The sequence below is a fragment of the Algoriphagus persicinus genome (genome assembly GCF_035156415.1).
Taxonomy (GTDB): domain Bacteria; phylum Bacteroidota; class Bacteroidia; order Cytophagales; family Cyclobacteriaceae; genus Algoriphagus; species Algoriphagus persicinus.
Genome location: NZ_JAYEEY010000014.1, coordinates 103,390 through 128,116, shown reverse-complemented (window position 1 = coordinate 128,116; position 24,727 = coordinate 103,390). Strand labels below are relative to the sequence as shown.

General features: G+C 40.4%; 17 protein-coding genes and 1 pseudogene. 12 read left to right on the top strand and 6 right to left on the bottom strand.

What is annotated here, in order from left to right; all coding sequences use genetic code 11:
* The first annotated feature begins 429 nt into the window (after window positions 1-429).
* Both U3A58_RS12725 and U3A58_RS12720 read left to right on the top strand, forming a co-directional pair.
* Window positions 430-702, top strand: coding sequence for a GIY-YIG nuclease family protein (locus U3A58_RS12725; RefSeq protein WP_323823836.1), 273 nt, complete (start codon window positions 430-432; stop codon window positions 700-702).
* A gap of 574 nt (window positions 703-1,276) precedes the next feature.
* On the top strand, window positions 1,277-1,549 hold the full coding sequence (locus U3A58_RS12720) for a GIY-YIG nuclease family protein (RefSeq protein ID WP_323823836.1): 273 nt from the start codon (window positions 1,277-1,279) through the stop codon (window positions 1,547-1,549).
* Window positions 1,550-2,418: 869 nt separating this feature from the next.
* Here U3A58_RS12720 and U3A58_RS12715 read toward each other — a convergent pair.
* The gene (locus U3A58_RS12715) at window positions 2,419-4,104 is read right to left on the bottom strand and encodes a histidine kinase N-terminal 7TM domain-containing protein (RefSeq protein ID WP_323823834.1); all 1,686 of its coding nucleotides are present in this window, start codon (window positions 4,102-4,104) and stop codon (window positions 2,419-2,421) included.
* Between the two features lie 441 nt (window positions 4,105-4,545).
* Here U3A58_RS12715 and U3A58_RS12710 point away from each other — a divergent pair.
* A pseudogene (locus tag U3A58_RS12710) lies at window positions 4,546-4,905 on the top strand (DUF1016 N-terminal domain-containing protein); the annotation flags it as partial.
* A gap of 80 nt (window positions 4,906-4,985) precedes the next feature.
* Entirely contained in the window at window positions 4,986-5,474 is a 489-nt protein-coding gene (locus U3A58_RS12705; RefSeq protein WP_323823832.1) for a nuclear transport factor 2 family protein, read from the top strand.
* A gap of 105 nt (window positions 5,475-5,579) precedes the next feature.
* Here the strand turns inward: U3A58_RS12705 and U3A58_RS12700 are convergent, their stop codons facing one another.
* Window positions 5,580-6,095, bottom strand: a complete 516-nt coding sequence (locus U3A58_RS12700; RefSeq protein ID WP_323823830.1) for a hypothetical protein — start codon at window positions 6,093-6,095, stop codon at window positions 5,580-5,582.
* 5 nt (window positions 6,096-6,100) lie between these two features.
* On the bottom strand, window positions 6,101-7,324 hold the full coding sequence (locus U3A58_RS12695; protein WP_323823828.1) for a sulfite oxidase: 1,224 nt from the start codon (window positions 7,322-7,324) through the stop codon (window positions 6,101-6,103).
* A gap of 381 nt (window positions 7,325-7,705) precedes the next feature.
* Here U3A58_RS12695 and U3A58_RS12690 point away from each other — a divergent pair, with 381 nt between their 5' ends.
* The 3 genes from U3A58_RS12690 (at window position 7,706) to U3A58_RS12680 (ending at window position 15,415) form a co-directional block, all read left to right on the top strand.
* Complete coding sequence (locus tag U3A58_RS12690; protein WP_323823826.1) at window positions 7,706-10,150, top strand: ABC transporter permease; 2,445 nt, start codon at window positions 7,706-7,708, stop codon at window positions 10,148-10,150.
* A gap of 69 nt (window positions 10,151-10,219) precedes the next feature.
* On the top strand, window positions 10,220-12,631 hold the full coding sequence (locus tag U3A58_RS12685) for an ABC transporter permease (protein ID WP_323823824.1): 2,412 nt from the start codon (window positions 10,220-10,222) through the stop codon (window positions 12,629-12,631).
* A gap of 372 nt (window positions 12,632-13,003) precedes the next feature.
* Window positions 13,004-15,415 (top strand): ABC transporter permease, encoded by a 2,412-nt coding sequence (locus tag U3A58_RS12680; RefSeq protein ID WP_323823822.1) that lies wholly within the window; start codon window positions 13,004-13,006, stop codon window positions 15,413-15,415.
* Window positions 15,416-15,820: 405 nt separating this feature from the next.
* On the opposite strand, the gene U3A58_RS12675 is transcribed toward U3A58_RS12680, so the two are convergent.
* Complete coding sequence (locus U3A58_RS12675; protein WP_323823820.1) at window positions 15,821-16,270, bottom strand: KTSC domain-containing protein; 450 nt, start codon at window positions 16,268-16,270, stop codon at window positions 15,821-15,823.
* 549 nt (window positions 16,271-16,819) lie between these two features.
* On the opposite strand from U3A58_RS12675, the gene U3A58_RS12670 reads away from it, so the two are divergent.
* Both U3A58_RS12670 and U3A58_RS12665 read left to right on the top strand, forming a co-directional pair.
* Complete coding sequence (locus U3A58_RS12670) at window positions 16,820-17,851, top strand: chemotaxis protein CheB (protein WP_323823818.1); 1,032 nt, start codon at window positions 16,820-16,822, stop codon at window positions 17,849-17,851.
* An 846-nt stretch (window positions 17,852-18,697) separates the two neighbouring features.
* Window positions 18,698-19,981: a PAS domain-containing sensor histidine kinase gene (locus tag U3A58_RS12665; RefSeq protein ID WP_323823816.1), complete on the top strand. Its 1,284-nt coding sequence runs from the start codon at window positions 18,698-18,700 to the stop codon at window positions 19,979-19,981.
* Between the two features lie 292 nt (window positions 19,982-20,273).
* On the opposite strand, the gene U3A58_RS12660 is transcribed toward U3A58_RS12665, so the two are convergent.
* Entirely contained in the window at window positions 20,274-20,942 is a 669-nt protein-coding gene (locus U3A58_RS12660) for a YggS family pyridoxal phosphate-dependent enzyme (protein ID WP_323823814.1), read from the bottom strand.
* A gap of 48 nt (window positions 20,943-20,990) precedes the next feature.
* Between U3A58_RS12660 and U3A58_RS12655 the strand changes: the two genes are divergently transcribed.
* The 3 genes from U3A58_RS12655 (at window position 20,991) to U3A58_RS21850 (ending at window position 23,420) form a co-directional block, all read left to right on the top strand.
* A complete protein-coding gene (locus tag U3A58_RS12655; protein ID WP_323823812.1) occupies window positions 20,991-22,541 on the top strand; it encodes a GH3 family acyl-acid amido synthetase in 1,551 nt (516 codons plus the stop codon).
* Window positions 22,538-23,158 carry a LysE family translocator gene (locus U3A58_RS12650; protein WP_323823810.1) on the top strand — a complete coding sequence of 207 codons (621 nt, stop codon included), beginning with the start codon at window positions 22,538-22,540 and terminating at the stop codon, window positions 23,156-23,158. The genes U3A58_RS12655 and U3A58_RS12650 overlap by 4 nt, the downstream gene beginning before the upstream one ends.
* A gap of 82 nt (window positions 23,159-23,240) precedes the next feature.
* Window positions 23,241-23,420 (top strand): DUF6992 family protein, encoded by a 180-nt coding sequence (locus U3A58_RS21850; RefSeq protein WP_416377303.1) that lies wholly within the window; start codon window positions 23,241-23,243, stop codon window positions 23,418-23,420.
* Here U3A58_RS21850 and ald read toward each other — a convergent pair.
* Entirely contained in the window at window positions 23,417-24,535 is a 1,119-nt protein-coding gene (gene ald / locus U3A58_RS12645; protein WP_323823807.1) for an alanine dehydrogenase, read from the bottom strand. The two genes, U3A58_RS21850 and ald, sit on opposite strands and share 4 nt — an antisense overlap.
* Between the last annotated feature and the right edge of the window lie 192 nt (window positions 24,536-24,727).

The window sequence follows — 24,727 nt, the reverse complement described above, 5'->3', positions numbered from 1 at the left end:
GCTGCGTCGCACCTCCTCGCAGTGACGAGTCTTCCCGAAGCAATCTTCAGTATTTTGGTAGTTGGTCCGCCGTAAGATCGCTTTCCGCCACGGCGGACAGGCTGCGTCGTACCTCCTCACGCTGACGAGTCTCCGTCATTGCGAGGGGCGTCTCCAAAACAAATTGATCACTGGTAAGCTACCGCCCCGAAGCAATCTTATAAAGGGAAGTACTCCTTCAAACATAAGATCGCTTTGTCGTACCTCCTCGCGATGACGTACCTCCGAAGCAATCTTCAGTATTTAGGTAGGTGTTCCGCCGTAAGATCGCTTTCCGCCACGGCGGACAGGCTGCTCCGTACCTCCTCGCGATGACGTACCTCCGCAGCAATCACATAAATCGACATAGTATTTTTAACAGTTATGGTAAAAGGGGGAGCAGTTTACATAATGACCAATTTTAAAAATATCGTGCTCTACACTGGAGTGACTAATAATTTGATCCGTAGAGTTTATGAGCATAAAAGTGGACTAGATCCAAAGTCATTTACATGCAAGTATAAGCTTACTAAGCTGGTATATTTTGAATCCTTCCATTCTATTGAGGAAGCAATAGCAAGAGAAAAACAGATTAAAGGAGGTAGTAGGAAGAAAAAGGAAGACTTAATCAATTCGATAAATCCGGATTGGAAAGATTTGTGGGGGGATATCCAGAACTTTTAGTAGATATGAGACAAATGGTATTAACCGTTATACTTTTTACTTCCTTACTTGCAGACTAGCTTTTTGTCTCCTTAGCTCCAAGCTGCAAATCATTAATGCCCGCAACTACCAATGGCAGCTAGATCCGGCCAGTACCCCGGACTTCCCAAAAGGAGAAAACCTTACCTCCTTTATGGCGCAGACCAGTTTGATCTATTTTTGGAATAATAAGTAGCCCGTCATTGTGAGGGTGTTCCCGTCATTGCGAGAGGCGTCCACGTCATTGCGAGGGGCGTCCCCGTCATTGCGAGGGGCGTCTCCAAAACAAATTGATCACTGGTAAGCTACCGCCCCGAAGCAATCTTATAAAGGGAAGTACTCCATCAAACATAAGATCGCTTTGTCGTACCTCCTCGCGATGACGTACCTCCGAAGCAATCTTCAGTATTTAGGTAGGTGTTCCGCCGTAAGATCGCTTTCCGCCACGGCGGACAGGCTGCTCCGTACCTCCTCGCGATGACGTACCTCCGCAGCAATCACATAAATCGACATAGTATTTTTAACAGTTATGGTAAAAGGGGGAGCAGTTTACATAATGACCAATTTTAAAAATATCGTGCTCTACACTGGAGTGACTAATAATTTGATCCGTAGAGTTTATGAGCATAAAAGTGGACTAGATCCAAAGTCATTTACATGCAAGTATAAGCTTACTAAGCTGGTATATTTTGAATCCTTCCATTCTATTGAGGAAGCAATAGCAAGAGAAAAACAGATTAAAGGAGGTAGTAGGAAGAAAAAGGAAGACTTAATCAATTCGATAAATCCGGATTGGAAAGATTTGTGGGGGGATATCCAGAACTTTTAGTAGATATGAGACAAATGGTATTAACCGTTATACTTTTTACTTCCTTACTTGCAGACTAGCTTTTTGTCTCCTTAGCTCCAAGCTGCAAATCATTAATGCCCGCAACTACCAATGGCAGCTAGATCCGGCCAGTACCCCGGACTTCCCAAAAGGAGAAAACCTTACCTCCTTTATGGCGCAGACCAGTTTGATCTATTTTTGGAATAATAAGTAGCCCGTCATTGTGAGGGTGTTCCCGTCATTGCGAGAGGCGTCCACGTCATTGCGAGGGGCGTCCCCGTCATTGCGAGGGGCGTCTCCAAAACAAATTGATCACTGGTAAGCTACCGCCCCGAAGCAATCTTATAAAGGGAAGTACTCCATCAAAGATAAGATCGCTTCGTCGTACCTCCTCGCGATGACGTACCTCCGAAGCAATCTTCAGTATTTGGGTAGGTGTTCCACCGTAAGATCGCTTTCCGCCACGGCGGACAGGCTGCTCCGTACCTCCTCACGCTGACGAGTCTCCGTCATTGCGAGGGGCGTCTCCAAAACAAATTGATCACTGGTAAGCTACCGCCCCGAAGCAATCTTATAAAGGGAAGTACTCCTTCAAACGTAAGATCGCTTTGTCGTACCTCCTCGCGATGACGAGTCTTCCCGAAGCAATCTTCAGTATTTAGGTAAGTGTTCCATCGTAAGACTGCTTTCCGCCACGGCGGACAGGCTGCATCGTACCTCCTCGCGATGACGTACCTCCGAAGCAATCTTATAATAGGACGTACTCCTTCAGTCGGTGAAGTAAATCGGTAAGTCTTTAATATCTGAAACCCGAGCAAGAGGTCTTGCTCGGGTTTTTTTCTTCCCATAAATGACTTAGAAAGTGTTAATCAAAGTTTTTCTTCCGGTACGCTTGCCTTATTTACGATTTCTTTAATGACCATATCCAGTTGTATTGCAGATGCTTCCAGAGCAGTCAAAAACTCCTTATTGGAGGTCTTACATAGGTTGTCATCAGTTTTAAGAATATCAGTCAATGCCAGAATATTGGCCAAAGGTGCCCTGACTTTGTGTGATTGAACCCAGATTATCTCTTTCAGTGCCAGGTCTCTTTTTGAGATCTGTTTGAAGTAATCAAATTCTGAACTTACATCCCGAAGTGTGCCAATTACTTTTATGTTATTTGTAGTAGATCCTTTGCGGAGTTTAATGGCATTAAGTGTCAGATTTTGAGTTTTTTCCTTGCAATTATTGATTTCAAAATGAAGGATGATTGGTTTTATCTCATCAGAATTTACCCAGTTTAATAATTTTTCAAATTCTAAAGAGGACCTACTTTGATTGAAATATTTTTCAAACTCTCCAAAGGAGAAAATATCTATTTGTGGTTTGAGTCCGAATATTTTGTATTCCGAATCATTCCAGCTGATGCTTCCGCTTTCGGGATCAAGTTCAAAAAATGATTCGTTGGAAGTCTTCAGGAAATACCTAAAATATTCCTTGAATGCGGACAGCTTTTGTTTGTATTGAAGCAACTCTTTTCCGTCTGTTCCTATAAGAAGGTACAGAACGGGATTTTTGTTAATTTCAATCTTCTGGATAACAGCCTTTGATGGTAGTGGCTCTTGACTTGAGTCAAGAAAGTTTAGTCTATCAAGCCATTTTACCTCCTTATTTTGATCGATGGTTTGGATTAATCTCCTTTTGGATTCGGGAGTTAAAAAAGATTCCAAATTAACAGATTTGGAGGATTCATTGAAAATCAACCTGTCTGCGTACTCATTCTTTAGGATTACATTTAGGTCTTTGTCAAAAAGGATAAAGAAATTTGACATTTCTTTCATGATCTTATCCAAAGGAATTAGCTCGAAATAATTAAACAAATCTGCTTTTTTCATTCCGAAATAAGTGCAAACAGTGAATATTGTCATCGTAGACGAGGTAATTGCCAAGTCAGCAACTCCAAACCAAGGAAACACAACATGTGTGACAAAACCTGAAAGCACAGGAAGTATAATTCCCGCCAAAACCCACTTGACCTGGGTTACTCTTTTGTCCTGACTCTTTTTATGGTGATTCTCTTTCAAAAACTTCAAGATCAATACCAGTCCAAAAAATGATTGAAATGAAATCCAAAATCTTGAAATGATATCAGGTGAACCTGGCCTTACAGATGGAATACTTCCAAAAAAGGGATGCTCGGAGAAAACATGTGGTTGTGGGTAATTAAGGTAGAGTAGAAAAAAAATCAGAGTGATACCATAATTCAAAAGCTTAAATCTCCAACTTTTTGCAAATGGAAAATTCACCAGGTTGGAAATAAAATGAAGTAAAAATGAACCTACAAAAATCCACCCCATGCTCAGAAATCTATCTATTAATACTTTGGTTTCATAGGTAGTCGAGATTCTAAGAAGGACTGCTTCAAGCTGCCAAAAAACCAGGCATAACAAAAGGAAAATAAAAATATTTGTTCTTTCGTCCTTTGGCATCTTCACGCCAATAATATAAAGCAGTCCTACGTTCAATAGCATCGGGATCACGGCCAAAAGGACGCTAAGCAAGTTAAAATACATATTTAAGAGTTTAGAATATTCTGAACTGGGAATTGGAGATCTTTAAACACTTGGAAATGTCTGTCAAATGTTAAAAGTGCAACTGCACCGGCAGAAATTGTAAGATCAGAAAATTTGTTGTCACCATGATCTTCCTGTGAGATTTCCCATAGATCAAAAAGTTAAACAAAAATTACGTTTGTTGCATTGAAAAAATATCAAAATCTAAATCCGAGGTTATCTCCGAATATAAATCTGTCATCTTTTCATCATATTCTTTGAAAATTTCGGTACTGACATTCTAGTCAAAAGACTTTTTTTCGAAGGCTTCGTAAATAGTGAACTCAGGATTTTTCCTGTTTATCTTCGCAATAAAGGCATTAGTATAGACCACCAGCTTAGCTTTGTTAAACTCGGATTATGTAATAGGTTCAGTAATGAGGTGTGTAATTACAGCGATACAGGCAGTTTTACCGCGCCTTCTCAATTGCGTCGGCACTGCGGACGCAATTGAGCTGGACTCACTACAAAACTTTGATAGGAATTAGCAATCAAGATAAACGGGAGTTTTATCTAGCTGAGTCAGAAAAGTATAGCTGGACAGCGCGGAAGTTAGAAAGACAAGTCAATAGTCAGCTTTTTGAGCGCTTGCTTTTAAGTAATGATGTCAAGAATGTATTAGCTGTAGCTAGAGAAGAGAAAGTGTTATCAGATGCCAAAGAGATCATAAAAGATCCGATGGTACTGGAGTTTTTGGGACTTAAAAGAGATGCCTCTTATTATGAAATCGAGCATGACCCAGAGCGACACACAGAGGTATGATTATAATGCATGCGAAGATTCCATCCCGTTTCCTTCGTCACGGGACAGGTTATGGCCTTTAAAAATCAAATTATAATCATATGAAAAATATATTTTTGCTCCTTGCACTAATGAGCTGTTTTGATTGCTTTTCTCAGGAAGCTGAAAAGACAGAAGAAGCTGCGATCAAAGCAGTGGTCAATCAATTTTTTGAATCCTTAGAAAAGCAGGATACCGTATTACTAAAGCAGGTCGCTTTTATGGAAGGGCAGATCTGGACAGTTAACAATACAGTAAGTCCATCCAGAAGCAGAATGAGGTTTTTCAAGGATGATCTGAAATCTTTTCTATCAAAGAATTCCTACCTCGAAAAGGCATATAGCATGGATGTGAAAATAAATGGCGGAATGGCTATGGCCTGGGTGCCGTATGAATTTAGACTGAACGGGGAGTTCTCTCACTGTGGTGTGGATGTCTTTACCCTGATCAAGCAAGATGAGGCCTGGAAGATTATCAATCTGTCCTATACGATTGATAAGGAAGGTTGTGATAAGTTAAGAACCACTGAAAAAGAAAGGGAAATTGATTGACAATGGTCTGCGCATTATGACCATTGATGGCCGTGAATATGATTTTGTGGTAGCTGATAGGAAGTCTTGGATGGAAAAATTGTCCGTAAAGTTAAACTGCAGTCCTTAGTCTTCTAACTCATACCATTCTATACCACTTAGTGGCATTCTTCTTCCTTGAGGTGGTGCTGGGGCATAGTTTGCTGCCAGATAATCCAAAATAATAGATTCGCTTTCACCTAATTCCCATAGCCCTTGCGTCTCCTGCATCCAAACAATCTTTGCGTGCCAACCTTCTCGGGTAAACCTGTTTTGAAGAATCAAGGCACTTGAGTGGCAATTGGTGCAGTTTGCTTTGACCAATTCCAGTCCTTCCCCTGCAAGGAGTCCAGTCGTGAGATCCTTGCCATCCACAAGTTGAATCGTGGAATCAGCTACAGTTTTTGAGATTACAAGGGATTCTTCTGTAGCATTTGAACTCATCTTGGCAGAGATGTTTGGCAGGAAGACCAATGAAAGTACAAGTCCCAAAAGCAGCATGAGTATGCCCAGAAGCCAAGCTACTGATTTTGTCAGCCCATTGAAAAGTTGGTGCTTTTTATGATTAGAATTACTCGGTTTATTGTCAGGGATATTGTTCATGGACTTCAGCTTACTTTTACCGCGATTCTATGACAGGCATTGTTTAAGTAGCCCTTAGGATTCCATCCCGGTATGACCATAGGCTGAGAGGTTCCCTGATTATCAGTGGCTTTTGCCCAGATCTCATAGTAGCCTGTCTGCGAAAAATCCAGAGCTATAGACCATTGCTGCCAAGCCAGTCGATTTACCGGTTTTTTCAAGGTGCACCTTTTCCAAGTGGCTCCAAAATCTGTAGATACCTCCATATTACTCACTTCATGCTCTCCTGCCCAAGCATGGCCCTGAACGGTCAATTTTTTTGAAGTGCCAAACATCGCTCCTGATTTTGGGTAAGTAATGATCGATTTCACAGGCATGGACTCAATGATTTTCATATCCTCATCAGGCACTTGCTGGCCTGGTGCTACAGGGTATTTTGGAACCCGGTAGGAATCACCCATCATTTTCTCTCCATCATGTACTTTATTTCTAACGACTAGTTTGTGCAGCCACTTGCCGGAAACCGAAGCTGGCCAGCCTCCACAAACCAACCGAAGTGGGTAGCCATGTGCCAGCGGAATGTCTTTCCCGTTTAGCGCCCATGCCAGCAGTGTCTCATCCTGCATAGCTTTGGCAATAGGAGCGCCTCGGGAGATCACTACTTTGGCAGGATCACCATTGAGGTGCTTGTCTTTGCCGTAATAGCCCACATAAACCGCGTCGGCTTTGATTCCAACATCAGCCAAAACATCTTTCAGTCTTACGCCAGTCCATTCCGAACAGAAAACAGCTCCTTCCTCCCATTGATTTCCGGATGCTGGAGGGTAAAAACCCGCACGGCCATTTCCACCACATTCTAAAGTCAGTTGGTAGGTATAGGGCTTGAATTTCTTTTTGAGTTCATCCAAGCTGTAGGTTTTTTCCTTGACCACAGATTCTCCACCTATAGTAAGTGTCCAGTTGGCAGCATCCACATCCTCTGGAATCAGTCCATTATTTCTAATGAAAATGCTAGAGAATGGTGTAATCGGATCATTTAATAAATGTGGTGCAGGCTCGACGTTCCATGGTTTTTCATTTCGAATGATCATCCCTTCACTTTTCCCTTTCATTGGATCAAAATCCGCAGGTAGCGCAACAGGGATATATCCTTTGGGCATGGTGGCCGCATGGACTATATCCGCACCAAGAACCGCGGACATCACTGCTAAGGTGCTTTTCTGCAAAAATGCTCTTCTATCTTGGGTCATGCGGGAGTTTTTAAAGGCTGTTCACGTCAGTCTTTGACATGTTTGGAGTGGATTGAAAGTGGCAGAAAGTAAAATTAAAAATCTTAAGGACTAATGCCTTATAGTAGAATAACCTTTTATACAATTTATTGTGGGGTAATGCTGGAAGTTCAACCTAACCAATTCCAATCTCTGACGATACACGCCTGGCTCACTTAGCAGACTTTGATCGCCAACGAACAAAATCGTCCGATTGAATTTGTGATAAAACTGCATTTTGGGCGAAGGAGGGCTGTTTTACCAGTATTTTAATGGCATAGAAATTTGATGTCAATGTGCAGTGACTCAAATTATTTGACCTGGAATTGTAATTCACTTGCACTTATAACTGACACTATTCCAATGTGGAAAAACTATCTAAAAATCGCCATTCGTAATCTGACCAAAAACAAATTACACACAGGAATTAATTTGATTGGTCTTACGCTCGGCCTGGGAGTTAGCACGTTGATTTTCTTTTTTGTTCAGTTTGAAAGCAACTTTGATGATTTTCATAGTGAAAGTGATAAGATTTTTAGAATCGAACGCCACCAAGTCGAGGAAGGGGAGAGCTTCACTTCATTTTCCACACCGATAATCACAGCACCTACTTTTGCAAGTGAGTTTTCACAAGTGACACATACTACACGTATGATTAGTGGCTCCGCCCAGACGTATCTGGATGAGGAGACTACACAAAATCAAATCTACTTAATGGTAAGTCCGGATTTCCTTGAGATTTTCAGTTTTGAGTTGCTCCAAGGAAATAAAAATCAGGTTTTACAGGATAAGTTCAGTGTAGTGATCACTGAGGAGGTTGCCAAAAAGTACTTTGGCGAAGCCGATCCTATCGGGAAATCTATCCGGATTCTGATGGGGGACAACTATGAGGAATATCAGGTGACTGGTCTTCTGAAAGATCTTCCTGCCAATTCCAGTATTCAGTTTGAAGTACTGATGAATGATCAGAACCTTGATTATTCTATTGACGAATTCGGTCAAAACTCATGGTTTCAAGTACATGGTGATACCTATGTGAAATTAAACGATCCAAGTGCCACAGCATCCGTGGAAGCCGGAGTGGAAAGCATGATGAAGAATGTGCTAGGTGAAGAATACAAAAAAGGAGAGTATTTATTTACCCTTCAGCCTATAGCAGAAATGCACCTGACAGAGAATACGGATTCTGGAATGGTGGAATCCACCAGGCCATCCTTGCTTTGGATATTGGCAGGCATTGCATTTTTGATTCTATTGATTGCCTGTATCAATTTCACCACGATGGCGATAGGCAGGTCTGTCACCCGAGCCAAAGAAGTCGGGGTTCGCAAGACCATGGGAGCAGATTTTGGTCAGTTGGTTTTACAGTTTTTGACAGAAGCATTTTTGACCACGATATCGGCATTGGTTTTCGGATTGATCTTGGCAGAAGCCTTAATCCCTACCTTCAATGATTTGTTTGATAAGAAACTCGAACTCGTGTATGGTTCTTCACAAATTCTCATTTTAGTTGGTTTGGTGATTTTGATTACGGCAATGGCAGGTGCATATCCGGCTTTTTTCATGTCCAGCCTGAAGCCAATCAAAGTGCTGAAAGGAAATCTCTCTATACGATTTGGAAAGCAGGGACTTCGAAAGGGATTGGTAGCATTTCAGTTTTTCATTTCCTTCTTGTTGATTGCCTCTACCTTAATCATGGTGAATCAGATGGAGGTTATCAGGGATTATGACTTGGGTTTTGATCAAAATATGGTAATACTGGTCGATGTGCCGGATGTGCCAAGCACCAGCTTTGTAAAGTCTATAAATGCAAGCTTTACCCAGGCGGAAAAATACAGACAGGCATTGGCAGGTAGATCAGAAGTCCAGTCTGCGGGGATTACCATTGCAACCTATGGAGATGATGCATTTTGGGACGGCGGATTCCCGATGGAAGATGGCAAGCAGTTTAATTTTCGATTGAATTTCGTGGGTGGGGAATATGTGAAAACCCTTGGGCTGGAGCTGGCGCAAGGCCGTGATCTAAATGCCCAGCCTGGATCAGACAGCACTGCGGTTCTGATTAATGAGACTTTTGCCAAAGCAATGAACTGGGTTGATCCTCTTGGGGAGTTATTGCCAAGTAAGAGAATCGGTAACCATGAAATCGTGGGTGTGGTGAAGGATTTTAATCATAATTCCTTGTACAAGGAAATAGAGCCGGTGATTCTTGCTAAAAGTCCGGAGACCATATTTAGCGGTATCAACATGCTCATGATACATTCTTCCACCAATCCAAAAGTGATGGTGAAAGGTGTCGGGACTGACTTCGAATCTTTCAGAATGTTGCTGGAAAATGAATGGGAGCGTGTATTTCCCTTGGAGACGTTTAGCTTTAGTTTCTTGGATGAGACGGTACAAAAGCAATATATAGCCGATGATCGGCTTGGGAAAATGGTTTTAATGGCAGCCTGTATAGCGATTCTGATCGCAGCGATGGGACTATTTGCGATGGCAGCACTGAGTATAGCCGGGCGTACCAAAGAAATAGGAATCCGTAAAGTGCTCGGAGCTTCTAGCTGGAGCATTTCCTGGTTGTTCAACAAAGAGTTTCTGGTCATTACATTTATAGGTGTACTGGTGGCATTGCCACTGAGTCTATACTTTATGCAAAGATGGATTGAGCAGTTTGCTGTGAAAGAATGGCCTTCCTGGCTCAACTTTACCTTATTGGGATTTGCAGGAATAGCATTTACGATAGCAGTGGTTTCTGCCCAGTCTTTCAGGGCGACCCAGATGAATCCAGTGGATACGCTGAAGGATGAGTAATGCGATGTTGGATATTGGATTGCAGATGTCGGAGGGAAAACCACAATCTTCTTTTTAAAATTAAATGAAATGCTGAAAAACTATTTTAAGATACTCTGGAGAAAGTTGCTTTCTGATAAAGTCAATTCATTGATTCATATTGGTGGATTGGCGGTGGGAATATGTGCAGCGTTGATCATTTTGATTTATGTGAACTTTGAAAAAAGTTATGATGCTGATCTAAAATACAGTGATCAGTTATATCGGATAAATTTGACCTCCCTATCTAGTGATGGGTCGATAGAAAAAAGTGCCAGGACTTCTCCAGCTATGGGAGAAACTTTTGCCAAAGAAATTGCTTCGGTGGAGGACTTTAGTAGAGTGGTGATTTTAGGAGAGGTAATCGCTGGGTTTGAAGAGCAATTTGTCAGAGAGGAAAACATCTTTTTGACTGACCAACAATACTTTGAATTCTTTGATGTGGATTTGCTTAAAGGTGATTTTGATCAAATGAATGAACCTCTAAAGGCAATGCTTTCAAAATCAACAGCTGATAAGATATTTGGAGACATAAACGCAGTTGGAAAGACGTTGGAGATTAACAGTACCAATTTTGATGGAACTGTAGATTTTCAGGTAGTTGGGATTTATAATTCAACTCCCGCTAATCAGCATTTAAAACCAGAGATTCTTATTTCCTATGCCACGCTGCATCACTTTATCGGTAAGGAAATCGATCAATCTTTTGATTGGTTAAATCAATTTTCATTTCTGAAATTATCTCCTGGAGCTTCTATTTCAGAAACAGAACTGGCAATTAATGAAAGTCTTCAAACGCACTATGGAGAATCTTTGAAATCCAGTGAGTCAAATTGGGATTTGAGCTTGCAGCCGGTGCATGACATTCATACCAACTTTGCTATAACTGGAGAGTATGAAAAAGGAGTGGATGGAAACAAACTGAGTTATTTCCTTTGGATTGGAGCTTTTGTAATGTTGATGGTTTATCTGAATTCTATCAATATTTCCAATGCAAAAGCAATGACACGTGCAAGAGAAATTGGCATCAGGAAAGTTTTTGGCGGGGATAGAATACAAATATTTTTTCAGTTCATTTTTGAGAGCTTTCTGTTGAATCTTTTTGCTAGTGTAGTTGCCTCTTTATTGGTTCTAAGTTGCGGTGATTTGTTAAACTCCATATTAAATTTAGGCTTACCTGAGTCAATTTTCCAATTTAAATCCTTCTCCAATTATGTATTAGCATTTTGGGTATTTGGGACGCTACTTTCAGGAATTTATCCAGCTGTAATTCTGGCTTCATTTTCTCCTGCAGGAGCATTAAAAGGTACCTTAAAGTTTAAACTTAAATCAGCATTTGCCAGACCTTTGCTTGTCACTCAATTGGTTTTTTGTCTCGTGATTATTGCAGGGGTGTTAACTGTTTATAAGCAGCTTAATTTTATGCGAGATCAGAATTTGGGTCTTAACCTAGAAGACAAGTTGGTGTTTCGTTCTCCCATGCTGTTCGTGGATGGCAGTGGGAATTATCAAGAGCAAATCCAAAACTCTATTGGCTCCCTGAACTCTGTAAAAAACATTGGTGCTACTAATGAGATTCCTGGAAATGAAGTTTACTGGAGGTCTGATGAATATCATGTAGAAGGAAAGGAGAAAAATGGGGTCATGTACACTTCCTTGAGTGTTGGAGAAGGATATTTTGATGTTTTTGGTATTAAGATGCTGGCAGGAAGAGCATTCAACTTGGCTCTAGAACAAGGATCTGAAGCTATTATTAATAGAAAGGCACTTACAACGCTAGGATTTCAAAATCCTGAGGAAGCTATTGGTAAGCAATTGGAATCACGAAATGCGAAGATTCCAATTGTAGCGGTGGTTGATGATTACCGCCAACAGGGAGTTAATGTGGAAATTGATCCTATGGTTTTAAATTATTCACCCCAGGATCTGAATTATTATGTTGTGGATATAACAGGCTCCGATCCAGCAAGTACGCTGAAGGAAATAGAACGTATTTTCAAAAAGTCCTATATAAGTTCTCCTTTCGAATACTACTTTCTGGATGAGCATTTCGATAAACAGTATAAAAGTGAGCAGCAGTTTGTTCAATTATTTGGAATGGCCTCACTGGTTGCAGTATTAATTGCCGTGATGGGGATTTTGGGTGTGACTAATCAATTGATTATTCAGAGGAATAAGGAATTGAGTATTCGGAAAATCCTGGGCGCCACTCCGTTTCAACTATTGAATTTGATTTCCGGGGAATACCTTGTTTGGTTGAGTATCTGCTTTGTAGCGGGGATTCCATTTTCATATTATATCCTTTCGGGATGGCTGGAAGGTTTTCAAGTTCAAGTTTCTCTTGGGTTATGGTTTTTCTTATTACCGGCAATGACGATACTTCTTATGTTTTTGATTGCAACTTGCTATCAGACGGCTAAAGCAGTTTTTGTCAACCCAGCAGATATATTAAATGATGAATGATATGATTTCGGATAGGGGATTTCGGGTGTTGTCACTGCGGAGCCTGTCATTCCGAGCGGAGAAGAGGACAATAATGCAAAACGGCTTCAACTTCGCTCAGCCTGACAAACTTTAACCCATTGTAAAAACATTAATTAGTACTTCAAGTTAGAACTCATCGGTGATCCTTAAACCCGGACTATGCATTAGGATTCGTAACGAGGGTTCAAACTGCAAGAAAATCAGTCACTTTGGAGATCGAGTCGTAGCACCGCTACGGTGAGAGCGAAAAGTGAAGCATAGCGACTGATTTTGAAGCGGTTTGAAGCCGTAGTAGATTTGCTAATGCATAATGCGGGTTAAAACTTTCTAACTTTTAAACATTACAGCCACATGCTGAAAAACTACTTTAAAATCGCCTTTAGAAATCTAAGACGTAATAAGTTGAGGACAAGTATCCATATTCTGGGTTTGTCCATAGGAATTGCGATCTGCTTTTTGATCTTCAATGTGGTGTCACATTCTTATAGCTTTGACCAATTCCATCCGGATAAGGAGAGAATTTACCGCATAAACACAGTGACAGATTGGGGCGATGGAGGAATATTTCCTAATTCAGGGACTCCGGGACCACTCGGTGAGATAATCGAAGTGGAAGTGTCTGGGATAGAAGAAAAAGGCAGGCTTTATACGATGTATCAGGCCTTAGTCACCTTGCCTTCTTCAGATAAAGTATTTGGAAGATCTGACAAGGTCACTTTTGCAGATCCTGGATTTTTTAAAATTTTCCCCAGAGAATGGCTTGCGGGCAATCCACACACAGCTTTGGATGATCCAAGTTCGCTTGTGATTTCTGAAAGCAGCATGCATAAGTACTTCCCAGGATCGGAACCTTCGGATGTCTTGGGCAAAGAAATGATGTATGTGGATGCAGACTCTATTTATGCGAAGATTTCTGGAGTGGTAAAAGATTACACTGAGAACACGGACTTTATCTTCACGGATTTTATCTCTTTTAGTACGATTGCCACTCAAGAAAAAAAGGAATGGTATGGTCTACACATGTGGACAAATGTCAATTCGAGCTCTCAACTTTTTATAAAAGTTTCTCCCGGCAGGGACAGGGCAAGCATTGATGAGTCCTTTGGTTCGCTAGTAGAAAAAAACTACGATAAAGGGGAAGATAGTAAAACAAGCTTTTTCGTAGAGCCACTTGCGGACATGCACTTTTCACCAAATTATGCTGATGATTCGGTTTCCAAAGTCTTTCTCAATGGGCTGGTTTACATTGGTTTGATTATACTTGTTTTAGCATGTTTAAACTTTGTAAACCTGGAAACTGCTCAGGCCTTTAGCAGAGCTAAAGAAGTTGGTATTAGAAAGACAATTGGAGGTACAAGGGCGCAATTGATCTCTCAGTTTTTGGCAGAGACTTTTTTACTGGTACTATTCAGCACTCTTTTAGCTATGGGCTTGGTAGAGATAATACGAACACTTTTCTCCAGCTACCTGCCTGCAAACTTTAAGATCGAGCATTTCTCTGGCTTTAATCTCATTTTTTACTTGGCTTTTCCGATCCTTGTCGCGTTGATTACGGGAATATATCCCTCGCTTGTACTCTCAGGATATCATCCTCAGCGTGCGCTCAAGGGCGAGTTATCAGTTAGGAGGGGCTTTTCTTTTGGAGGGTTTCTTCGCAAAAACTTGACAGTTCTTCAGTTCAGTTCTTCCATTGCATTCATTATTTTGGTTTTGGTCTTAAACTACCAGCTGAAATTTGTGACTAGTCAGCCACTGGGGTTTGATAAGGAAGCGGTGCTTTACAGTTATCTTCCTTTTATGTCGGATCCGGACAAAATGCTCCAGCTTCAGGATAGACTGAATCAGGAAACGATGGTAAAAGGAGCCAGCCTAAGCGGGAGTTTGGTCTCGTCCACTAGTTTGTGGACTTCGGGGGCTTATGTGCCAGAGGACACCACTGAGAAGCATATTTCTATACAGGTGATGAATGTGGATTCTGCATTTGTGCGGGTAAATGGCATTCCCCTGCTAGCAGGCTCAGATGGAATAGATCGAGAGGAAGAAATATTGGTTAATGCCCAATTTGTGAAAGAAGCTGGTTTCGCAAGTGCCGAAGAAGCGGTAGGTGCCGAAATCAGATATAGTGAACGACAAGTGAGAATCATTGGGGTGACTGCGGATTTTCATTCGCGGACACTCAGAGAGGGGATTCGTCCATTGCTTTTCACGTATAACCCTGAATATTTCCAGACAGTGAATGTTAAACTTAATTCCGATCAAAACCTGGCTGAAGCAAAACAGCGGTTGGAGCAGATTTATCTAAGCGTTTATCCATACGAGTCGGCATCTTTTAGCTTTTTGGATAGCCAGATAGCGCGATTCTATCAGGAAGACGTCAAAATCAAAAATGTGTTAGGTTTTGCCTGTGGCTTGGCGATATTGATTTCCTGCCTGGGCTTGTTTGGTCTGTCCAGTTTCACGATAGCCCAGCGTACCAAAGAGATCAGCATCAGAAAAGTCTTGGGAGCAACACTACAGCAGATTCTTTTTCTGATCTCCAAAGAATATATGATTTTGGTGGGCCTATCCTTTCTGATCGCGATATTTCCTGCCTTTTATTTCCTCAATAACTGGCTAAATAGCTTCAATACGAGAGTGGATATGCCTTATTTGATATTTGCAGCAGCAGGTTTGGGAGTAATGGTGATTTGTCTGCTTATCGTAGGAATTCATTCCTATGTGGCTTCGCAGACCAATCCTGCAAAGGTGCTGAAGAGTGAGTAGGGTAATTTGAGATTTCGGGAATCATTCTAGAAATCCCCCTAGCCCCCTTAAGAAGGGGGAATAGCCTCGATGGAACTTCTATCATTAATCTTAATATTGATCACTTTTAAAATTTAGGTCTGAGGTATCGTTTGATGCAACTCTCCCTTTACAAAGGGGGCGAGGGGGATTTGTTATTTAAAATCACTCCTACTAATTCCATTTTTATCTTCCCAATCATCAATGTAAAAATTTAGCTCATTTAGAACGTAGCTCATATTTTTATTGATATCCAAATCTAAAAACCTCAAGAAATTCAGTCCAAGGTTTTCTAATAGTAGTTGACGTTTTTGATCCGTTGATTATTGCTGCAATTCACCCATACGTGCAATAGAGCGGATACAGATATAATTGAACAAGTGAAGATTAAACTACTTCCAGGCTTCTTTTAGATTTTCTATAAATATAATTTGGGTAAATAGCTCGCTTCGCAAAACGGTTTAGCTTATCGCTATTGATCATTTTATGATAGACTTGCGGGGTCACGCCAAAGTATTCGTAAGTAGATCCATCAAGAAATGTGATTTCCAGTACTAGGCCTTTGTGGTGATAATCTGCAATCCCAGCATTGTTAATCGTTTCAGTGTAGGCCTCTAAATTAGCCTCCAAGGTTTCTGGTGCTATACTTACCAAAAAATGGTACCCATCAATAATCCTTCTGCTTTGTATATCAGCTTCTACCTGTAAAGGGTCTCCACTTAGAAATTTGTCAGGATGCCACTCCTTTACTAAATCGCGGTATTTCTTTTTCAAGGTCTTCAAATCGATTTCCTTTTCAACTCCAAAGAGTTTCTTGTATTCATTGATGCGCTTCATGTAGAATTTTATTTGCGGGCGCAAAGGTATGCCTTAATTTGACGGTTATTACTATTGGGTCTTTGCTTTGTGTGGACGAAACTTGCTTGGCTCTGGAATAGCCTATCCCGATAAATGGGATTCCCCAGAGCGTTAAGACCTACTTCAGAATGAATTTGTATTGATCGTGTTTATGAATACTTCGTCTTTCGCCTGTTGGAATGGCTCTCTTTTTGGTCTATAGTAACTAGTAAAAGCGAACACAATGTATAAACATGCTAGCAGTGGCTCAGCATTTAAATAAGGCTTGGTGCTTATATCACAATTTAGGTCAGCCTGAAGCAGATAAAATGCTAAAAAATTGCCGCCTTTTGATAGATGAATTCCTCTATCAATTAAATCTCAGTTTACGGTAATTTGGCTTTAACTGAGACTTAATAGGCTTTTAATCAGTATTTTGACGTTAAATCATAAAATGATATAAAACAATCTGGATTTTTAGAATCAATAGCAGTGACGGATATGAATGTTCCTGAATTACCACTAGATTATATTTTAGTTGATACATAAATGAAAAAAACCAGTAAATCCGAAAAACAGGATAAAATTACCCAGGTAGTGGTTGTAGGTACTTCTGCCGGGGGGCTGAGTGCATTGAAAAAACTTATAAGCCAACTGCCCAAAGATTTTCCTTTGCCGGTATTGGTTGTCCGACATATTTCTCCTGACGCTACGGGAAATGTACTATTGGACGAGCTCAATAAGCTAAATACCTTAAAATGTCAGCACGCTAAAAGTGGCAATAGCCTGAAGCCTGGATATGTGTACCTAGCGCCATCAGATCATCACCTGTTGATTGGGGAAAACGGGAAAATGCTGGTGACCAAAGGAGCCCACGAAAACAGGTCGCGTCCTGCTATTGATCCGCTATTCCGATCAGCTGCGGTCGCGTTTGGGACTGGTGTTATCGGGATATTGCTGACTGGTTATCTTGATGATGGAACAGCCGGAATGCATGCTATTAAAAAGTGTGGAGGAACCTGTATTGTACAGGATCCTGACGAAGCCGAGTATCCTGATATGCCAAGAAACGCCCTAAATAACGTAAAAGTAGATTACAGCCTGCCTATAGCTGAAATGGGGACCCTTCTTCACAAGATTATTCCACTGAAATTAGAAAAACACAAATCTATTCCGGAAGATGTTTTAATAGAAGCTAAAATTGCAGAACGTGTGTTAAGCGATTTGTCTTCAGTAAATAAACTGGGTGATCAGGTTCCTTTTAACTGTCCGGGTTGCGGTGGGGTATTGTGGAAAGTGGGAAAAGATAGCAACCTACGGTATCGTTGCCATACCGGACATGCCTATACGGCAGCTTTCCTCTTAGCTGAACAGACTAACAAGATTGAAGAAACTATGTGGACTGCACTTCGGATGTTTGAGGAGCATAAAAACCTACTGACTGAAATTGCAAGAGGAGAAAAAGGTGCTGGTTCTCGTTCAGCTCTTGAAAGGGCACAAACGTCCCAGGTTCATATAGATAGAATTAGAGCAATTTTGAAATCAGCTGATAATGCTAGTGGGGATGATATTCCTTCCTGATAAGAATTTAGGCCTAAATAATTTTGCAAAATCCAGGACTGGTGGTGCCAGCTTACACTACTTTTATTTGACTGTTAGCGGCCATTGTGTAGGATCGAACTCGATACAACGAATAAATTCAATAGTATGGCAACAAATAAGACAACATATACATAAGAAAACTTTCAGACATCAACATTTCTACATTAGAGGAACTCAGCAAAGAAGCAATTATACATGTGAATGAGCATCATCAATGTGGGTAAGTATGTAAACGTCCGCCAGTCGGGTAGGTAAATCTACTGTACATGATCTTCTCGATTCATACTGCCTGTTTCACTAGTTTCGGGAGCTCCTATTACGAAATTAACTCGTCTTACAATACTCCTCATTCCTAAAATGAAGAGCTAGTTATTTTTTCCTTCAGCCCCGTTTTTTTAGAAGTATAGGGATATGATTAACTGCATCCTGAACTTGGGTAAACAGCATACACCGAGATTATTGCCGAATTCAAAAAACATGACTTCAAAGTCAAAAGCGAGTTAAGAAGAGGAAATGTACTGCTAGATAGTACGCTATCTGCATACTAAACTAAATTGTCAGCTTACTTGCCTGTGGAATTGAGCCAAGAAAAATCACCACAATTGGCACCAATGTTGGATACTTTTTTCACTACATTCCTACGCTGGCAATTAAGCCAGATATGAATATTGTGTTTGTAGCTAGTTTTCGTGATAGCGGCTTTCAGGATATTCCTGAAATCAATGTTTGTGAAATACTTACCATTTATGAAAGTCTAACCCATTAGGAGTCTTTGCATTGAACAAAAAACAAACCTCCAGCTGCGAGATCAAATTGAATACGGGAATGGGACACGGATTTTTGTTCAAGCCCTTAAAAGAATGGATGGATCTGGCCTTAGACGCTAATAACATAACGACTAAAATAAATCAAATGGGAAATACACAAAACAAACCGAAAATTAAGAGAAACACATATATACCAACTGCTGAGTTCTATAGCCAAATAATTGACAGTCTACAAGATTACTCAATATTTACAATAGATAATGATTTCAACATAAACAGCTGGAGTTCTGGCTCTGAAAAAATATTTGGTTATAAGACGGAGGAAGTTATTGGAAAACCTTTCGATATAATATTCACTGAGGAGGATTTAGAAAATGGTATTCAGAAAAATGAAATTGAAACAGCTTTAAAGGAAGGCAGAGCAACAGATAATAGATGGCACATTGCTAAAGACAAGAGCTTGTTTTATGCTTATGGGGTAGTTTTTCCTCTTATTGGTTTAGATGGAGCTAAGTTGGGCTTTGTTAAAATTCTGCGTGACTTGACCGAAAGGAAAAAATTGGAGGATTCCATAAAAAAATACATCAAAGATTTGGAAGGTCTTAACAGTCATAAAGAGAGTGTTCTTGCAATACTATCGCACGATTTAAGAACCCCTCTCGCAAATATTATTCAAACTGCTGATTATTTAAAAACATATTATCATCAAATGAAGCCTGATGAAGTTCAGGAAATGATTAATATACTTTATAAATCAACGACGGATGAATTAGAGATGTTAGATTATTTAGTGGAATGGGCAAGAATAAAATACGCCTCAGACGTCTTTTCCCCGACAAAACTAAAATTAGCCGAGTACATTAAAAAGGTCTTTGAAAGTTTAAAAGAAACTGCTTCAATAAACACAATAGTGCTTCATCAAGAAATTGAAGCGGATGCTTCTGTATTTGCAGATGGGAAAATGTTAGTTTCCATCATTCAAAACATCGTTTCAAATGCGATAACTCATACAGAAAAAGGAGGAAAAATTGCGATTTCATCAAAAATTAAAGATGATAAGATTATAGTTCAAGTCAAGGACACTGGTGTTGGAATGTCCAAAAAAATATTAGATAACCTTTTTAAACCTAATATGAAAGCAATTGCTGAAGCAAAAAAGAAAAATAAAGGGGCTGGAATTGGGTTATTATTGGTGAAAGGATTTTTAGAAAAAAATGGTGGTGAAATATGGGTAGAAAGTGTTGTAGGTGAGGGTTCCTCTTTTTATTTTACATTACCCATCGAGAAATCTATACATAAAAATGAAAGTTCAGACGAAATTATGTTTGATGAAAGTCCATAATATAGCTTGTTTGGTCTCTTTCCCTTAACTATACCAAATAAGCTGGATATTCTATTTAAGAGGACTTTCAAATAACGAATTTTTATGGAGGAGAGGTGTTGCGTTTCTTGACGAGGAGGACACTGAAGCACACTAAGCATCCCCTTGAAATCAAACAGCGCATATACTGGAGAATATTTATTCAACTCTACAGTTAATGAGCAATACCTGTCCTCACCCTGTGAACGTTGAGCTAGGAGAGAATTTTAAACCTGCCAACTTTCAATCAATAACTAATACGCAACACCTAAAATCAACTCCTTCCTCCAAAGATCGCCGAGCCTATCCTTACTATCGTACTTCCTTCTTCCTGAGCGATTTGATAATCTCCACTCATTCCCATTGAAATATCTTTCAGTTGGACGAATTCTGGAAGTTGACGACTTCTCAGTTCTTCAAGAAGTGTTTTCAATCCTCTGAATTCCTTTCTAACTTGGTTCTTGTTTTCAGAGAATGTAGCCATTCCCATTACCCCTTGAATACTGACATGACTGAGGTTTACAAAGTCAGGATTAGAGAGCATTTCATCTAATTCTTCCTTGTCAAAACCAAACTTGGTTTCTTCTTCAGCGATGTGAATCTGAAGCAAAACATTAATCTTTCTATCGATTTTTTTGCCTTGCTTATTGATCTCCCGAAGAAGCTTAAAGGAATCCACTCCATGAATTAGGTACACGAAAGGTGCAATGTATTTCACCTTGTTGCTTTGCAGGTGACCGATCATATGCCAGTTGACATCCTCGGGCATCTCAGGTTGTTTTGCCTGAAGTTCCTGCACTTTATTCTCTCCAAAATCTCGGATTCCAGCAGAATAGGCGACTTTAAGATCTTCCAGGGGCTTAGTTTTGCTCACTGCTACTAGCTGACATTCTTGATTTATGAATGTTTTTTTTACTGCTTCAAGGTTGGCTTTGATGTTCATTTTCTATTTTTATGCGTTACTTTTTTCTAAAAGGCCCAAAACAAAGATATGGCGATCATTAGTACTTTGCTAAAAAAAGGCATTCGCCTGAGAGAGAGTCTAGAACAAGAGTACTCTCATCCATTAGAACTCCAACGTCAGGAATTGAAGAAATTGCTGATTCAAGCAGTTGACACAGAAATTGGCCAGAAATATGATTTTCCTAAAATCTTGAAAGGTTTCCGATGGGGCGAGAATGAGTTTTATGAGCGATATAAATCCCAAGTACCTATCTACGATTACAACCACATTCATGAGGAGTGGTGGTACAAACTACTGGAAGGTAAATCAAATGTAACTTGGCCGGGTCTAGTGAGGTATTTTGCGCTGAGTAGTGGGACATCCGGCGCTACTTCCAAATTCATTCCCATCACCACGGACATGGTGAAAGCCATTCGTAAAACAGGCGTTCGACAAATTCTGTCTCTTTCTAAATATGACCTTCCAGTTTCACTTTTAAGAAGAGGGATTTTAATGTTAGGGGGAAGTACCGATTTAGAGTTTAATGGTATTTATTTCTCTGGAGATCTCAGTGGGATTACTACCGGACAATTGCCTATCTGGTTTCAACGCTTTTATAAGCCTGGCAAAAAGATATCGCGAAGCAAAAACTGGGGAGACAAACTGGATCAGATCGTGGAGAAATCAAAGTCCTGGGATATAGGGATTATCGTGGGCGTACCGGCATGGCTACAGATCTTAATCGAAAAAATCATAGAGAGGTATCAGGTAGATAATATCCATGAAATCTGGCCTAACCTCCAGATTTTCGTACATGGTGGAGTTTCTTTTGAGCCATATAAAAAGGGTTTTGAAAAACTATTGGGCAAGCCCTTATTGTATTTGGAGACCTATTTAGCCTCAGAGGGATTTTTGGCCTTTCAGGCACTGCCCAATCGTAAATCCATGCGTTTGGTTCTCAACAATGGTATTTTTCATGAGTTTGTACCTTTCAATGAGGAGAATTTTGATGAGGAGGGAAATATCAAACCGCATGCAAATACCTTAAAAATAGATGAAATAGAGGAGGGTAAGGATTATGCCCTACTGATCAGTACTTGCGCTGGAGCTTGGCGATATTTGATTGGTGACGTGGTTCGATTTGTGTCCAAGGAAGAATCAGAAATAGTTATATCCGGCAGGACAAAGCATTTTTTGAGTCTTTGTGGGGAGCACCTCTCCGTGGACAATATGAACAAGGCCATTGAACTGACCGCTGAAGAGCATGATATGAATATCTGTGAATTTACTTTGATGGGAGTTCCTCATGGAAGTCTGTTTGCACATCATTGGTTTATAGGTTCGGATTCCACCGTTAAAAAAAATACCATTAAAAAGACTTTAGATAAACATCTTAAAACACTTAATGATGACTATGCTGTGGAGAGAAATCATGCTTTGAAGCAAGTACTAGTTACTGTTTTGCCTTCCTCTTTATTTTATTCTTGGCTAAAAGAACAAGGCAAAGAGGGAGGGCAGTACAAGTTTCCTAGGGTGCTCAAGGGAGATAAAGCCGCGAGTTGGCAGCAATTTCTACTCAAAAATGCGATTGAGTTGTGAGCCAAGTACTGCTGGAAGGGATCAGCATGGGGCTGCTTCTGTCTGCGATGATCGGACCTGTGTTTTTCACTTTAATCCAAAGTAGTCTAGAAAAAGGATTTCTCCATGCTGCCATGGTAGCTGTGGGAATCCTGACTAGTGATACACTCTATGTGTTACTTACTTTTTTCGGCATTAAGTTTTTGGCAAAGGCTACTTATTTTGAATCTGCTTTAGGCTTAGTAGGCGGAGCGATTTTGATTGGTTTTGGACTCAGTTATTTCTTGAAAAGACGAACAGCTAAACCTGATGCAAACCTAGAGGAGGAACGCCGGGCAAAGAAGCGGAGTGCTTTTCTGAAAGGATTTAGTATCAATGGAATCAATCCGTTTGTGCTGCTTTTCTGGATTTCAATTGCCAGCCTAGTGCACGTGAAGGCGTCTATCGACTCATTGGACGTGTGGCTTTATTATACTGGAATCCTTTTGACGGTTTTCTCTATAGACCTGACTAAAGCCTTTATAGCAAAGCAATTGTCCCAATTTGTCACTCCCGGATTTATGTTTTGGTTAAATAAAACAGTAGGCCTGGCAATGATAGGTTTTGGTTTTCGCCTGATATGGTTTGCTTTGGGGTAACTTTTTAACCGCAGTGGGCACAGAGGTTTTCGCTGATTGCACAGGTAGGTAGCTGTTGCCAATCGTTTGACACGCAGGGGGTATTTGGGATGCAAGTCATTGGGTAGCTCTAAAAACAATTTACCTTACAAGTGAGTTAAAATTTCACCTGCCTTGTCAGTTTCTAAATTGTCAGACAAATGGACAAACGAAGGCATTTCACCAAATGAATCTTTATTGGAACTCGGTGAATTTGCTTATTGCCAGATTTAGCCCAGATTAGTCCGCCAAATATTTTACTACAGGAGTGTAATCCATACCAAATGCTTCTGCTACTGCCTGATACACAATGTCACCATTGATAATATTCAAACCCGGTACTAGATCCGGATTATCCTGAGCAGCTTTTTTCCAGCCTTTATCCGCCAATTGCATAGCATAAGGAAGAGTAGCATTAGTCAAAGCTAGCGTAGAAGTATAAGGTACAGCACCTGGCATGTTGGCTACGCAATAATGAACCACTTCATCGATTACAAAAGTAGGTTCTTGATGGGTGGTAGGCTTACAAGTTTCGATACAACCGCCCTGATCTACAGCCACGTCCACTAGTACAGTGCCCGGGAGCATTTCTTTCAGCATATCGCGAGTGATCAAATGAGGGGCTTTAGCTCCTGGAATCAATACTGCACCAATAATCAAGTCATGATTCTGAATCAATTTTCTAATGTTATATTCATTAGACATCATGGTATTCACGTTTGCAGGCATCACATCAGCCAAATAGCGCAACCGTGGTAGATTGACATCCATGATAGTGACATCTGCACCTAGACCTGCAGCCATCCATGCAGCTTGAGTGCCTACGATACCACCTCCAAGAATCAAAACTTTAGCAGGAAGTACGCCTGGTACTCCTCCGAGAAGAATACCTCTTCCTCCGAGTGGTTTCTCTAGATAGTTAGCGCCTTTCTGTACGGCCATTCTACCTGCAACTTCAGACATTGGAACTAAAAGGGGAAGGCTTCTATCAGCTTTCTCTACAGTTTCGTAAGCAAGACATACAGACTTACTTGCTACCATAGCTTTAGTCAAAGGCTCGTAGGAAGCAAAGTGGAAATAGGTGAACAACAATTGATCTTCTTTGATCAGCATGTATTCAGCTTCGATAGGTTCTTTCACCTTCATAATCATCTCAGCGATTTCATAAGTCGCTTCGATAGTAGGGAGAATAGTAGCTCCTGCTTCGGCATAGTCAACATCCAGGAATCCACTCCCTTCGCCAGCTGTGTGCTGAACGTAAACAGAATGACCTTTTTTCACTAATTCTTTTGCACCGGCAGGGGTAAGGGCTACACGGTTCTCGTTGTTTTTAATTTCCTTCGGAACACCTATAATCATGACTTAACTAATTGGATTTAAATTAATTCGCACACAAATATAATAAGCGCAAGGCTATCAATTTGCAAGATTAAGAATAGTATTTGGTATGCTTTCGATAATAGCTTATTTTCGGAATTATATTTTGATATATTCTATAATCGTTCAGTAAATTTTAAAAAATTACTTTTAAGCATTGATAATTTTGACTTT